The organism is Nocardia spumae, from assembly GCF_020733635.1.
Lineage (GTDB): Bacteria > Actinomycetota > Actinomycetes > Mycobacteriales > Mycobacteriaceae > Nocardia > Nocardia spumae.
Window position 1 is genome coordinate 1,539,168 of sequence record NZ_JAJFZL010000001.1, and the last position, 13,936, is coordinate 1,553,103.

Annotated in this window: 16 protein-coding genes; 7 read left to right on the forward strand and 9 right to left on the reverse strand. The window is 66.5% G+C overall.

Going from position 1 to position 13,936, the window contains the following annotated elements; all coding sequences use genetic code 11:
- Positions 1-109: 109 nt before the first annotated feature.
- On the reverse strand, positions 110-562 hold the full coding sequence (locus tag LKD76_RS06340) for a hypothetical protein (protein ID WP_227985115.1): 453 nt from the start codon (positions 560-562) through the stop codon (positions 110-112).
- 230 nt (positions 563-792) lie between these two features.
- On the opposite strand from LKD76_RS06340, the gene LKD76_RS06345 reads away from it, so the two are divergent.
- From LKD76_RS06345 to LKD76_RS06355, 3 genes are all read left to right on the forward strand, one after another.
- Positions 793-2,187, forward strand: a complete 1,395-nt coding sequence (locus tag LKD76_RS06345) for a cystathionine beta-synthase (RefSeq protein ID WP_227980024.1) — start codon at positions 793-795, stop codon at positions 2,185-2,187.
- Between the two features lie 976 nt (positions 2,188-3,163).
- On the forward strand, positions 3,164-3,775 hold the full coding sequence (locus LKD76_RS06350) for a transglycosylase SLT domain-containing protein (protein WP_227980025.1): 612 nt from the start codon (positions 3,164-3,166) through the stop codon (positions 3,773-3,775).
- A gap of 111 nt (positions 3,776-3,886) precedes the next feature.
- On the forward strand, positions 3,887-5,035 hold the full coding sequence (locus tag LKD76_RS06355) for a cystathionine gamma-synthase (protein WP_227980026.1): 1,149 nt from the start codon (positions 3,887-3,889) through the stop codon (positions 5,033-5,035).
- 60 nt (positions 5,036-5,095) lie between these two features.
- Here LKD76_RS06355 and LKD76_RS06360 read toward each other — a convergent pair whose 3' ends face one another.
- The 3 genes from LKD76_RS06360 to LKD76_RS06370 form a co-directional block, all read right to left on the reverse strand.
- The gene (locus LKD76_RS06360; RefSeq protein ID WP_227980027.1) at positions 5,096-5,236 is read right to left on the reverse strand and encodes a hypothetical protein; all 141 of its coding nucleotides are present in this window, start codon (positions 5,234-5,236) and stop codon (positions 5,096-5,098) included.
- Positions 5,237-5,251: 15 nt separating this feature from the next.
- Positions 5,252-5,746, reverse strand: coding sequence for a transcription elongation factor GreA (gene greA / locus LKD76_RS06365; protein ID WP_227980028.1), 495 nt, complete (start codon positions 5,744-5,746; stop codon positions 5,252-5,254).
- 278 nt (positions 5,747-6,024) lie between these two features.
- On the reverse strand, positions 6,025-6,522 hold the full coding sequence (locus tag LKD76_RS06370; RefSeq protein ID WP_227980029.1) for a DUF4307 domain-containing protein: 498 nt from the start codon (positions 6,520-6,522) through the stop codon (positions 6,025-6,027).
- A 183-nt stretch (positions 6,523-6,705) separates the two neighbouring features.
- On the opposite strand from LKD76_RS06370, the gene mca reads away from it, so the two are divergent.
- From mca to LKD76_RS06390, 4 genes are all read left to right on the forward strand, one after another.
- Positions 6,706-7,581, forward strand: a complete 876-nt coding sequence (gene mca, locus LKD76_RS06375; protein WP_227985116.1) for a mycothiol conjugate amidase Mca — start codon at positions 6,706-6,708, stop codon at positions 7,579-7,581.
- Positions 7,578-7,943: a hypothetical protein gene (locus LKD76_RS06380; protein WP_372465753.1), complete on the forward strand. Its 366-nt coding sequence runs from the start codon at positions 7,578-7,580 to the stop codon at positions 7,941-7,943. The genes mca and LKD76_RS06380 overlap by 4 nt, the downstream gene beginning before the upstream one ends.
- Positions 7,944-8,012: 69 nt before the next feature.
- Positions 8,013-8,960, forward strand: a complete 948-nt coding sequence (locus LKD76_RS06385; RefSeq protein WP_227980031.1) for an alpha/beta hydrolase — start codon at positions 8,013-8,015, stop codon at positions 8,958-8,960.
- A gap of 273 nt (positions 8,961-9,233) precedes the next feature.
- Positions 9,234-9,974, forward strand: coding sequence for a DUF3558 family protein (locus LKD76_RS06390; protein WP_227980032.1), 741 nt, complete (start codon positions 9,234-9,236; stop codon positions 9,972-9,974).
- A gap of 91 nt (positions 9,975-10,065) precedes the next feature.
- Here the strand turns inward: LKD76_RS06390 and LKD76_RS06395 are convergent, their stop codons facing one another.
- The 5 genes from LKD76_RS06395 to LKD76_RS06415 all read right to left on the reverse strand — a co-directional run bounded on the left by LKD76_RS06395 (position 10,066) and on the right by LKD76_RS06415 (position 13,857).
- Positions 10,066-10,221 carry a hypothetical protein gene (locus tag LKD76_RS06395; RefSeq protein ID WP_227980033.1) on the reverse strand — a complete coding sequence of 52 codons (156 nt, stop codon included), beginning with the start codon at positions 10,219-10,221 and terminating at the stop codon, positions 10,066-10,068.
- A gap of 123 nt (positions 10,222-10,344) precedes the next feature.
- Positions 10,345-11,013: a response regulator transcription factor gene (locus LKD76_RS06400; protein ID WP_227980034.1), complete on the reverse strand. Its 669-nt coding sequence runs from the start codon at positions 11,011-11,013 to the stop codon at positions 10,345-10,347.
- Entirely contained in the window at positions 11,001-12,098 is a 1,098-nt protein-coding gene (locus tag LKD76_RS06405) for a sensor histidine kinase (protein WP_227980035.1), read from the reverse strand. The genes LKD76_RS06400 and LKD76_RS06405 overlap by 13 nt, the downstream gene beginning before the upstream one ends.
- Complete coding sequence (locus tag LKD76_RS06410; protein WP_227980036.1) at positions 12,095-12,742, reverse strand: DedA family protein; 648 nt, start codon at positions 12,740-12,742, stop codon at positions 12,095-12,097. Before LKD76_RS06410 ends, LKD76_RS06405 begins: the two co-directional genes overlap by 4 nt.
- 74 nt (positions 12,743-12,816) lie before the next feature.
- Complete coding sequence (locus tag LKD76_RS06415) at positions 12,817-13,857, reverse strand: serine hydrolase domain-containing protein (protein WP_227980037.1); 1,041 nt, start codon at positions 13,855-13,857, stop codon at positions 12,817-12,819.
- Between the last annotated feature and the right edge of the window lie 79 nt (positions 13,858-13,936).

Sequence of the window (13,936 nt, forward strand, 5' to 3'; positions counted from 1 at the left end):
TCCGGCGCGGCTACGGTGAGCGCGCGACCGGTCCGGTCCTACCGATTATGCGGTGGTCGGGTGCGTGCCGACCAGTGTCGTACGGCGTGCGCTCGGCGCGGCGCGGAACTCAGGCGACGTCGAATCCGCCGTGCGCGGGAATGCTGAGGTTGTTGGTGGTGACCGTCACCTCGATATGACCCGGCCCGGTGTCCTGGAAGGTCGCGTACAGAATGCTGCCGTAGATGCCGGAGACGACATTGAGCCGATACTCGCCGGCCGCACCGGTATTCACATTGCGCCAGGCGACGGTGGTGTCGACATTGCACAGCGGTGCGAGTGGATACTGGCCCGGTCCCACGCCCTGAATGGGCAGGGCCTGGACGTTCAGGATCGCCCGGCCCGGATAGTCGGAGCTGGTATCGGCCCAGGTCCGGATGTTGCCCCCGCACAACCCGCCGTAGAACAGGCTGGGTGTCTGGGGGAATTCGACGGTCTGAGCGCTGGCCGAGGCGGACCCGATCGCGGTCACGGCCCCGACTGTCCCGGCGACGACTGCGGCGACGCGGGCTGTCTTCGGCATCCTCACGTTCGGCATAGTAATCGCTGTCCGCCGCTCCGCGACTTTTGCGGACGGGTGAGTGCCGCGAGATCGGTCATCGCGTGTCGTCACGACCCGGATACGCGTGGCGCACCGACCGCGTGTCCGCTGTACCGGACGAAGCTGTACCGGACGAATGGGTGTGCGTACCGGTCGGTGTGCCGGACGTATCCACTGTCAGCACCTACTTCGGTCTCTGCGACGATGTAGCTATGCGTATCGCGAACCACGTTGTCGACCTGATCGGTAATACCCCGCTCGTTCGATTGAATTCCGTGGTGGGCCCGAACTCCGGGCTGGTTGCGGCGAAGATCGAATACCTGAACCCGGGTGGCAGCTCGAAGGACCGGATCGCGGTCAAGATGATCGATGCCGCCGAGGAGCAGGGATTGCTGAAGCCCGGCGGCACGATCGTCGAGCCGACCTCCGGCAATACCGGGGTGGGTCTGGCTCTGGTCGCCCAGCAGCGCGGATACCACTGCGTCTTCGTGTGCCCGGACAAGGTCAGCGAGGACAAGCGCAACGTGCTGCGGGCCTACGGCGCCGAAGTGGTGGTGTGCCCGACCGCGGTGTCACCGGAGCATCCGGACAGCTACTACAGCGTCTCGGACCGGCTGACCCGGGAGATCCCGGGCGCGTGGAAGCCCGATCAGTACTCCAACCCCGGTGGTCCGGCCAGCCACTACGAGACCACCGGCCCGGAGATCTGGCGCGATACCGAGGGCACGATCACCCATTTCGTGGCCGGTGTCGGCACCGGCGGCACCATCACCGGTACCGGCCGCTACCTGAAAGAGGTCTCGGGAGGCAAGGTCAAGATCGTCGGCGCCGATCCGGAGGGGTCGGTCTACTCCGGCGGCACCGGACGTCCCTACCTGGTCGAGGGCGTCGGTGAGGATTTCTGGCCCTCCGCCTACGACCCGGCGATCCCGGACGAGATCATCGCCGTCTCCGATGCCGATTCCTTCGATATGACCCGCCGCCTGGCCCGCGAGGAGGGTCTGCTGGTCGGTGGTTCCTGCGGCATGGCCGTGGTGGCTGCCCTGCAGGTGGCCGAGCGCGATCCCGACGCGGTCGTAGTGGTCTTGCTGCCCGACGGCGGCCGCGGCTACCTGTCGAAGATCTTCAACGACCGCTGGATGAGTTCCTACGGATTCCTGCGTTCGCGCCTGGACGGCAGCACCGCCGAGCCGATCGTCGGCCACGTGCTGCGCGGCAAATCCGGTGAGCTGCCCGATCTGGTGCACACCCACCCACAGGAGACGCTGCGCGACGCGATCGAGATCCTGCGCGAATACGGTGTCTCGCAGATGCCGGTGGTCGGCGCCGAGCCGCCGGTGATGGCCGGTGAGGTGGCCGGCAGTGTCACCGAGCGCGATCTGCTGTCGGCGGTATTCGAAGGCCGCGCGCATCTGACCGATCCGGTGTCGAAGCATATGAGCCCGTCGTTCCCGCTGATCGGTTCCGGCGAACCGGTATCGGCGGCGACCAAGGCCCTGGAATCCACCGATGCCCTGATGGTGGTCGAGGACGGCAAGCCCATCGGCGTCATCACCCGCCACGATCTGCTCGGCTTCCTCAGCGGTTCGGGACTGCCCACGCACTGATCCCAGGCGCTCGGTTCTCGCCGATTACGTTGTCGTGCAACAGAACCGGGATCTCGACAGTGATACTGCGCCCGGTCGGCCATGGTGGTCGGCCGGGCGCGGTCGTTCGCGCTCCCACCGCGCCGTGGACGGGCCCGTTTCGGTCGCGTGATGCGGGCCGGGTATCGCCGGATCCGGGCTGCCCGGGGTTTGCCCTCACTGCCGCGCGTCCCTCTCAGCGCTCGCGGCCGGCGACGGCACCCGGATCGAGCCCGGCTCCCGATCCGGATCGGCTCGGTTACCGGACCGTGATCTCGGCGGGGTGGCGGGCGGATCTGTGGGCGCTACCGGGTGAAGGGCCGAAGAAGGAGTATCGGATGCGCTCGCCAGGGGGTTACGAAGCGTTGCCGATCGTTACCGAACAGTTGCCGAATGCCTGAAGATTCGGACAAAACGCCCTTGTCCAGCTCGACACGCGTTATTTTTCTGTGATGCGCAGCACTGTGTCATAACGGAAAGATCTCCAGGTCGGCGCCATGGTTCGGGTGTCTTTGGGGGTGAAACGCGAGGAGCGGCACCGTGTGTTCATCTTTGGTTAAGTTTACGTTCACCTGCCGACATCATCCTGTGACCTCGTTGGTTGTCAGACATCGAGTCTGAGTCATACGAGGAGTTGTCGAACGCCATGCGGAATGCGAACCAGTCGGAGTTGCCCTCGGGCATGCCGGCCACGGCGCACGCCGTGACGGCGGCCGCCGCTCCACGCGTAGCCGCCGGGCCACCCGGCGGCGGCATCCGGTAGCCGGAGTCGAACGCGGCGGAAGTCCGTCGCCTCGAGGGAACCGCGGTTCCCATCCATCTCAACAGAAGCATGCAGCACCCGAGGCGAGTCCCACGGGGGTCCCGCCCTGGTTCCGCGCTGCCCGCGACATGCCACCGAGCCCATACCACGAGGCCGACACACCACGAGTAGGGAAAACATCGAATGTCGAAGTCCATGACGAGCAGTAGAGCCAAGGCGGTCGCGCGTACCGCCGGATCCGCCACGCTGGCCTTTGCCGCCTTTGCTGCTATCACCGCCGCCGGTGGGCACCAGAGCGACGATGTGAAGCCGGTCGCGCTGGCCTCCACCCTCGCCGCGTCCGCCGAGAAGCCCCAGCCCGCCGCCAAGCCCGCCGAGGCCGTGGCCGCCGTGGCCCCCGCGCCCGCCGCCCCCGCCGCGGCCGTTCCGGCGCCCATGCCTGCCCCCGCCCCGGCTCCCCCGCCGCCCCCGCCGGCTCCCTCCTACCCGGACAATCTCGACGGCTGGATCCACAACGCGCTCGACATCATGGCCGCGCACGGCATCCCGGGCAGTTACGACGGCATCTACCGCAACATCATGCGCGAGTCCTCGGGTAACACCCAGGCGATCAACCTCTACGACATCAACGCCATGAACGGCATCCCGTCCAAGGGTCTGCTGCAGGTCATCGACCCGACCTTCCAGGCGTACCACGTCGAGGGCACCTCCTGGGACGTCTGGGATCCGGTCGCGAACATCGTCGCCGCCTGCAACTACGCCGCGCAGCGCTACGGCTCGATGGACAACGTCAACTCCGCGTACTGAGATCTCGATCGCACTCGTGCGCACCCGATCCGCGATGACCCCGCTCACATCTTCCGGTGAGCGGGGTTCCCGCGTCCCGGGGGCAGACATCGCAGTTCTAGGCTGGTCGGCATGACCGACGATCAGCTGGGGTTCTCCACACGAGCCGTGCACGCCGGATACGATCCCGATCCGCAGACCGGTGCGGTGAACGTGCCGATCTACGCGAGTTCGACCTTCGCCCAGGACGGCGTGGGCGGGATGCGTGGCGGCTACGAGTACGCCCGCACCGGTAACCCGACCCGTACCGCGCTCGAGGCCAATCTGGCCGCGCTGGAATCGGGACGGTACGGGCGGGCCTTCTCCTCGGGGATGGCGGCCACCGACTGTGTGCTGCGCGCGAACCTGCGCCCGGGCGATCATCTGGTGATTCCGAACGACGCCTACGGCGGCACCTTCCGGTTGATCGACAAGGTGTTCACCCAGTGGGGCATCGAATACTCCGTGGCGCCGATCTCGGACCCCGACGCCGTGCGAGACGCGTTGCGGCCCAACACCAAACTGGTGTGGCTGGAGACGCCCACCAATCCGCTGCTCAATATCGGCGATATCGCCACCCTCGCCGACATCGCGCACGGCGGCGGCGCGAAACTGGTGGTGGACAACACCTTCGCCTCCCCGTACCTGCAGCAGCCGCTACTGCTGGGCGCCGATATCGTGCTGCACTCGACCACCAAATACCTGGGCGGCCATTCCGATGTGGTCGGCGGCGTACTCGTCACGAACGACGCCGAACTCGATGCGGCCTTCGCCTTCCTGCAGAACGGCGCCGGCGCGGTACCCGGCCCCACCGATGCCTTCCTCACCCTGCGCGGCATCAAAACCCTTGCGCTGCGGATGGATCGGCACTGCGACAACGCCGAGACCCTGGCCGGATTCCTCGCCGATCACTCGGCGATCGCGCAGGTCATCTATCCGGGAATGCCCGAACATCCCGGAAATCCGGTGGCGCAGAAGCAGATGCGTCGCTTCGGCGGCATGATCTCGGTGCGGCTGCACGGCGGCCGCCAGGCGGCGCTCGACTTCTGCGCGCGGACGAAGATCTTCACTCTCGCCGAATCGCTCGGCGGTGTGGAATCGCTGATCGAGCATCCCGGCGCGATGACCCATGCCTCGACCGAGGGTTCCGAACTCGAGGTGCCCGCCGATCTGGTGCGGCTGTCGGTCGGCATCGAGGACATCAGTGATCTGCTCGCCGACGTCGAGCGCGCACTGGGATAACCGGTCTCGCGACGACGAATGGCCGTATCGAATCGGTACGGCCATTCGTCGTCGCGCGGACTATCTCAGGCGCTCGGCCGGGCTGCTGCCCACCCGGCCGAGTCTTCCGAGGAGTGTGCGCAGCGAGCCCAGCGCAGCGTCACCGACCGGATCGGGATGATCGCCGTATCCACCGGGGGAGCCGCTGCTGGACGCGTCCATCGGAATCGCTCCTGATCAGCTGTGGTACGGCTCCGCGCTGACCAGGGTCACCTTCATCATGTTGCCGTTGGGCAGGCGGTATTCGCGGGTCTCGCCGACCTTGGCGTCGATCAGCGCGCCACCGAGCGGCGAACTGGGCGAGTAGGTCTCCAGATCGGATCCGCCCAGACCTTCTTCGCGGGTCGCGATCAGGAAGGTCTCGGTGTCGGTCTCGTCGCCGTCGTAGTACACCTTGACCACCGAGCCGGGCAGCGCGACGCCCGACTTCGTCGGCGCGACGCCAACCTTGGCGTTGTTCAGCAGTTCCTGGAGCTGCCGGATGCGGGCCTCCTGCTGGCCCTGCTCCTCGCGGGCGGCGTGGTAACCGCCGTTCTCCTTGAGGTCGCCTTCTTCGCGGCGTTCGTTGATCTCGGCCGCGATGACCGGACGGTTGGCAATGAGCGCGTCGAGTTCGCCCTTGAGCCTCTCATGCGACTCCGGTGTGAGCCAGGTCACTTGCGTCTCAGTCATCTCGATCACTCCCTAGTAGTTGTTCCCGGCGCGCCGGGGTCCGTAATACCCGTCGCACATGTGCGAGCACGTTGTCCGCGCACAGCGACAGTCGACGGCTAGAGCGATCCGGGGGGATGTTCCTCGAACCCCGACGGTGTCGCGGGCATTGTGTGCCCGGGACCCGGCAGCGCTGGCCGTCAATGCAGCAAACACGGCTCCGAGCGTTCGGAACCGTGTTCGCGCCATTCTAGCACGAATTGGATATGTGCAGGTAGAAGCCTTGATTATGGGCGGCGTCAGCCCGCCTTCAGATAGGGCGGCACCTGATCGCTACAACCGTAGATATTGCCGTTGGCGGGCCGTGCGGTCGTGCGCACCGTCGTGGTCAATTCGACGGTACCGCTGCCCGAGCCCGGCACCAGCACCTCGCGGCGGCCGATCTCGCTGCCCTCGGTATCCATGCCCCGGACCAGGCACACCACGGGCTGCTCGGGATGGCTGCGGGTCACCTTGAAATGCACCGTGAGCGTGGAATCGTCGATGACGTCGTAGCCGAGTTGGTCGGGCTGGATATCCTTGGGTCCGTACTGCCGATACCCCACATAGGCGACGATCACGCCGAGTATCACCACGACGATGCCGAGCGCGATCGGAATCCAACGGCGGTTGCGCGGCGGCCGGGAGCCGTAACGATCCGACACCCGATCGGTCGTGGCATCCGACGAACCGGGTGCGGCGTCGGCGGTGCGCCCGTCCGGATCGGTCCGGTCGGACTGCGGTGCCGCCTCGCTCATGATGTGGTTGCTCCCGTGGTCGATCAGGGGGTAGGTCGGAACAAAAGACCGTCGGATGGAACTATAGGGAATGCAGTTCGGACACCCGCGTGCCGCTCGGTACGGCGGAGGGCTATGAGGTGAAACGGTGAGCAACGAGGTGAACGAGAAGTGAGCGGCAGCTTCGATCGGCCGCTGCGCCTCATGGCGGTCCACGCCCACCCCGACGACGAGTCGAGTAAGGGTGCCGCCACCACCGCGAAATACGCCGCGGAAGGTGACGACGTCCTGGTCGTGAGTCTGACCGGCGGGGAGCGGGGATCCATCCTCAATCCCGCGATGGACGTACCCGGCATTCTCGACCGGATCGAGGACGTCCGGCGCGAGGAGATGGCCGCCGCCGCCAAGGCCCTCGGCGTGCGGCACCAATGGCTCGGATTCGTGGATTCCGGTCTGCCCGAAGGAGACCCGCTACCGCCGGTGCCGGACGGCAGCTTCGCGCTGGTGCCCCTGGAAGAGGCCACCGAGGCCCTGGTGCGGGTCGTGCGTGAGTTCAAGCCGCACGTGATGACCACCTACGACGAGAACGGTGGCTATCCGCATCCCGATCACATCATGTGCCACAAGGTGTCCATGGCTGCCTTCGAGGCGGCCGGTGATCCGGCGCGGTTCCCCGACGCCGGTGAGCCGTGGACGCCGCTGAAGCTGTACTACAACCACGGCTTCAGCCTGCAGCGGCTGGAGACCTTCGCCGACGAGTACGACCGGATCGGCGAACCGTTCCCGATGCGCGACTGGATGGAGCGCATCCGCAAGGCCGCCGCCGAACACGGCGATGTGATGTCGCGGGTGACCACCCAGATCGAGTGCGGCAAATACTTCCCGCAGCGTGACGAGGCGCTGCGCGCACACGCCACCCAGATCGATCCCAACGGCATGTTCTTCGCGATTCCGCTGGAGATGCAGCAGCGCCTGTGGCCGACGGAGGAGTTCGAATTGGCCAAGACGCGGGTGCGCACCGCGATACCGGAGATCGACCTGTTCGCCGGTATCGACGACTCCGAGGGCACGGTTCGATGATGACGTCGACGTTTCTCGCCCGGGCAGCGCTGCTGGCGCAGAACACCACCACCAACCCGACCGGTCCGGAGTTCGGTAAGGCCTCCCCGCTGGGTCTGGTGATCATTCTGGTGCTGCTCGCCGGCACCGTGCTGTTGATCCGTTCGATGAACAAGCACATCAAGCGATTGCCCGCCGACTTCTCGCGGGAGCATCCCGAACCGGACCAGGAAGCCGACGAAGGCACCGAACACGGCGTCACCGTTCAGGAGCCCGAATCGGATGCCGACGATGCGGGAAAGAAGCCGCACGGCGCGGCCAACGGCGCGGGGCGAGGAGACGGTGGATCCGATACGTCCGGATCACCGGGCGACAAATCCTGACCGATCCGTTATCTACCGCGACCCACTCGCTTCCGGTACGCGGGCCGACGCCTGGGTAATCATTCGTTCGTGACGTCTACGAAGCATCTTTTCGCGGTACTGACCACGATCGTCCTCGGCGGTGTCCTCTCGATGACGGCGGCCACCCCCGCCGACGCGGGACCGGCGGCGAATGTCGTGGGGGAGCAGCCCCTGGGCCCGGCGGCGGTCCAGATGGATGTGTATTCGCCCTCGATGGATCGGGTGATCACCAATCGAGTGATCCGCGCCGCGGGTGGCGGCCCGGCGCCCACGCTGTATCTGCTCACCGGAATCGGCGGCGGCGTGGACAACATCTCGTGGTGGGACGACACCGATGTGCGCGCCTTCTTCGCCGATAAGCACGTCAATGTCGTGATGCCGGTCGGTGGCGCCTACAGCATGTACACCGATTGGGCCGGCGACGATCCGGCCATGGGTCGCAATCGCTGGCAGACCTACCTCACCCAGGAATTGCCCGGTGTGATCGACGCCCAGCTGGGCACGACCGGGCGCAACGCCATCGCGGGGGTATCGATGAGCGCCGCCTCGGCGGTGGATCTCGCCATCCAGGCTCCGCAGCGCTACGACGCGGTCGCCTCCTACAGCGGATGCCCGTGGTCCAACGACCCCACCGGTATCGCGATGGTGAGCGCGCAGGTGATTCGCGGCGGCGGGAATCCGGGCAACATGTGGGGCCTGCCCGGTGGCGGCGCCTGGCCGGCGCACGACGCGTTCGCGCGAGCCGGGGTGCTCGCGGGTAAGGGCATCTACCTGTCCGCGGCCTCGGGTATCCCGGGCGGGATCGATCGCGGATTGCCGTTCCCGCCGGTCGAGGCGCTGGCGAGCCTGTGCACGGGCGCCTTCGCCGGGCGGCTCGGACAGCTCGGCATCGGTGCGACCTACGTCGATCGGCCCGAAGGCTCGCACACCTGGGGACTGTTCGAGGCGGATCTGCACGATTCGTGGCCGGTGCTGGCCGGCGCTATCGGGGCCTGAGAGACGGTCCCGATCGCGGTCGACGAGGCCGTCGCACAGCGCTCGACCCGGCGAGGTCCACATCTCGTCACGGGGTGAATTCCCTGGTGCGCACCATATTTGGGAATAGGGTGCTTGCCGCGAGTCGGTCAAGCTTGTGATCATGATCCACCGTTCCGAACTGCCGGGGAGGTTGGACCGGGCCAGTCATGGCTTGCGCCGGCGCGAGCCGGAGCGCGGGCCGGAGCGCGGGCCACTGTTCCGAAACATCCCGACAGCAAAGGAATTCAGACCATGACCACGATGGTTGCCGGGCTGCGCGTCGCGGCCGTGGTGTGCGGCGCGGCACTGGTGCTCGCCGGCTGTAGCTCAGCTCCCGCGAGTACATCGGCCACTTCCGGAGGTACTTCGGCCCATCCGGCCGGTGCCACCACCGCGATGGCAGCCAGCGCCGCGGCGTTCCCGACGACGGTCCGTGGCGATGGTGAATCGGCCGGTCCCCCGACCACGCAGCTGACAGCGGACCCGCCCGCCCCTGGAATCACCTCGGTCACGACATCGCCTGCCCCGGCAAACCCGGTCACCACGTCCCCGGCCGCCGCTGCCGGCGACGTCGCGGCCGAGACGACTTGGGACCCATGCTCACTCCCCGATGCGGATATCGCCGCGGCCGGATTGAACACCATTACTCTGGCACGGATATCCGACCCCACGAATCCGGCCCATCGGATGTGCCAGTGGTATGCCGCCGATGGGTCTTTCGAGCTGGTGATCGGCTCATCCGAGCGCACGATCGACGATCTGCTCGCACCCGGGACCTACAAGGATCTGCGGCGGACCGAATTCCGCGGCAGGCAGGTCGTAATCTACCGATCGGTCCAGGACACCCACAATCTGGGCTGCATGATCGGCACACCGGCCACATTCGGAAGCATCGGATTCACCGTGCGCAACACCCGGGTCCAGACCGATGTGGGTGATTCCTGCGCCGATGCGAATCGGCTCGGGGCACGTCTGTTCGGATCACTGCCCTGATCCGCTCGCTCGAATCGGCCACTTCGGCAGCATCGTTCACGGCGGCGCCGGCGGATTCGGTTGCCGCAGAGGCCATACCGGGCGTTCGATCTCAGACTGCTGCGGGCCGGAACCGCCGATGGCAGATATCGCAATCGCAATCGAAATATCCGAGCCCGGCATTGCCATGTGCGCCACGGCGTTCGGCCTCTTCCAGATCCGCGTACCAGGGCCGCCGCACCGACTGTCTGCGCGCTGTGTCGTCCATGGATACTGGATACCCGTTCTGCCGGTTCCTACGGTAACGGAATCGGTGCGATGTCCGCCCGTTCGGGATGCGGATGGTATGGGGGCAAGCTGGCCGATTTCGGGAAGTCCGGTGGCGATCACGTTATTCCCCTGGGAAACCGGTGGTGGTTCGTTGTTCCAAGTAGATCAGGATCGCCCGGACACGTTGGCTGTGGGCGGGGTCTTTGGCGAGGTGCAGCTTGGCGAAGAGGGAGTTGATGTGTTTCTCGACCGCACTGGTGGACAGGGACAGCCGGGCGGCGATACCGGTGTTGGTGAGGCCTTGGGCCAAGAGTTGGAGTACGTCCGATTCGCGGGGGGACAGGGCCGCCAGCGGGTCGGCGCGGCGTTGTTGCGCGAATAGTTGCCGGACGACATCGGGGTCGAATGCTGTACCGCCGAGGGCGATTCGTTCGATATCGGCGAGGAATGCGTCGACGTTGGCGACGCGGTCCTTGAGGAGATACCCGACTCCGCCGACACCGGAGGTGAGCAGTTCGATCGCGTTGTGTTGTTCGACGTATTGCGACAGTACGAGTACGCCGAGGTCCGGGTACCGCGCTTTCAGCGCTCGTGCCGCGTCGATTCCCTCGGTGGAATGCGTCGGCGGCATGCGGACGTCGGCGATGACGAGATCGGGTGTGGCGCGGTCGGTTTCGTGAACGAGTTCGACTGCCGTGCCGACCGCGGTAACGTCGTGGCCTTCGTCGGTGAGCAAGCGCAGCAGACCCTCGCGCAAAAGTGCCGAATCCTCGGCGATCACGATGCGCACGGTAGCTCCGCCGTAACAGTCGTGGGGCCGCCGGCGGGGCTGTGCACTTCGAATACGCCGTCGAGTGCGGCCACCCGGCGCCGCAGCCCGGTCAGGCCGCCGCCCTCGGGGTCGGCCCCGCCGATACCTTCGTCTCGGACTACGGTCACAACCCGGTCCGGCAGCTGGGTGACCGACACCGAGATCTCCTCCGCGCCTGAGTGTTTCGTGGCGTTGGTGACTGCCTCGGCGACCACGAAATACGCCGCCGCCGCGATCGGGGTCGGCGGTTCGCGATCGATATGCAGGTCCAGCCACAGTCGCATGGTGGTGTGCGCGGGCAAGTCCCGCAGTGCCGCCTCGAGACCGCGCTCGTCGAGGACCGAGGGGTAGATCCGCCACGCCACTTCGCGCAGGTCGGCGATCAACCGGGTCGCCTCGTCGACTGCGTGGTCGAGTTCGCCGGCCAGATCGGTTGCGTTCTGCCGCTGCAGGACTCGGCGCACGCGGCCCAGCTGCAGTGCGAGCGTGACGGTTCGCTGCTGCACCCCGTCGTGGAGGGTGCGTTCGATGCGGCGGCGCTCGTCGTCGACGGCGCCTATGACACCAGCCCGCGTGCGTTCGAGTTCCCGCAACCGGCTTTGAGTGCCATCGTCGCCCAGATACCGCATCGCCGTGACCGCGTCACCATGGCCGAGCGCGAGGGCGAACTGGCGGCACAGGTATATGCCGACGGCTCCCACGGCCAGTGAAACCGCACTGGTCATCAGTGGAATGCGGTGCACCAGTGTGAGTTCCAGCGCCCACCCGAAATATCCCAGCGCAGCGGCGCCTGCCGCGATCAGCACGACACCGCCCGCGACAGCGTGCAGCGCGCGCAGTAGCACGTAACCGGCGGGGTCGCGGTCGGGTAGCTCGGCCACGGCGGTGGCGTGGAACCAGCGCACGAGTCGATGCCTTTCCCGACGGGCGTGACGGCGCAGGCCGAGGACATCCCCGCGCGCGAGCGCCGCGAGGCCGCACAGCGCCGTGCAGGTCCCGAGGACCGCGCCGACCACGGGATAGCATGCTCGGCGCGGCAGCGAGAGGTCACCGATCACGATCACGAACCCAGGCTAGACCCAGCGCGTACACGGCGAACCAACCAGAAGATCACTGCCACACCCGCTGCGACTCCGATGGCCAGTTGGTACCGCGCCGCATAGTCGCGGATCAGTTCCCAATTTTCGCCCAGGTGATACCCGGCCAGCACGAACAAGGTGTTCCAGATCGCGCTGCCCGCGGCAGTGAGCGCGATGAACCAGCCGACCGGCATCCGCTCGACACCAGCGGGCAGCGAGACCAAACACCGCACCACCGGCACCATCCGGCCGATCAGCACCGCCTTGCGGCCGTGCCGGGCGAACCATTGTTCGCTGCGCTCGAGGTCTTCGGTCCGTATGAGCGGTAGCCGCGCCACGACGGCGTACAGGCGCTCCCTTCCGACCAGCAGGCCGAGCAGATACAGCACCATCGCACCGGTCACCGAACCGATGGTGGTCCACACCAGCGCGCCGGCCAACGACATTTCGCCACGCGCGGCCGCGAAACCGGCCAGCGGAAGAATGACTTCGCTTGGAATAGCCGGAAACACGCTGTCGACGGCATTGGCCACCGCCGCGCCCGGTCCTCCGAGAGCGTGCATGATCGTCGTAGCCCACCCCGCGACACCGCCGGACTCGGCGGCGTAAACGGCTGTCACATTGTTCATGATCGCCACGTTAGAAGCCGAATGTCCGCAGAACAGTGGGGGTTTCCGGACGACGACCTGTGGATTTCCGCACCCTACCGCAGGCAGAACACCGCCGCCGCGGCCGCGGCGAACTCCACGAAACTGTCACCCGGCGCCGATGCCAGCAGCATGGTCATGACCCGGTCGTCCGGCCCGACGAACACATAGGTGAGATAGCCCAGCAACTCACCACCGTGTCCCCACAGCCGCACCCCGCACGGCAGGTCGAATCGTTGGATGCCCAAGCCGTAGTGAAAGCCCATTCCCATCGGAACCGTCTGCTGCATCCGTTCCAGCATCGCCGCCGACAGGAGGCGACCGCTCATGAGCGCGCCAAAGTACGTGCTCAAATCCTTTGTCGTGGAAATCATCTCGCCCGCAGCCCAATCCAGCGAAGGATTCTGCTCCGCGACGTCGACGGTGGCTCCCGAACCGGATGTGGATCGTGCTGCTACCGCGGGGGCGCCGATCGTCGGGTCGTCACCGGGTAGTGACGTGTCGCGCAGGCCCAATGGATCGAGTATGCGATGACGGATGGTATCCCCATACGGCATACCCGTGACCTTCTCGATCAGCGCGCCGAGCACGATGTAGTTGGTGTTGGAGTACCGGAAGCCGGTTCCAGGCGCGAAATACGGAGGATGTGAGAACGCTGCGGCCAGCAATTCCGCCGGCGCGTGGTGCCGGAAGCGATCCTCGCCGCGCCACCGGTTGGTCGACATGCCAGGTTCTTTCATGTAGTCATACAGACCACTGGTGTGGTTGAGTAGCTGACCTGCGGTGATGGATCGGCCACCGGGGACAACATCGGGCAGAACGCGATCGATGGGAGCATCCAGGTCGAGGATTCCCTGTTCGGCCAGTTGCAGTACCACCGTCGCGACGAACGTCTTCGTCACGCTCCCGATCCGGAAATGTGTCCGCGGGGCTACCACCTCGCCCGCCTGCCAGATCTGCGTCCCGTGCCGGTCCGATACCTGCAGCGCCGCCGCCGTCACCGGCCTACCGGCACTTCGATCCACGATGAAACCGATCACCGCTTCCCGATGGCCCACCAGTAGCAGCGCCGCTGCCACCGGGAGACCCACCACCACCGACAACACAACTATCAACACTCTTCGAAGCACTCGCACCGGCCGAAACTACGGCCGGGCCGAACCCGCGGCCATGCGG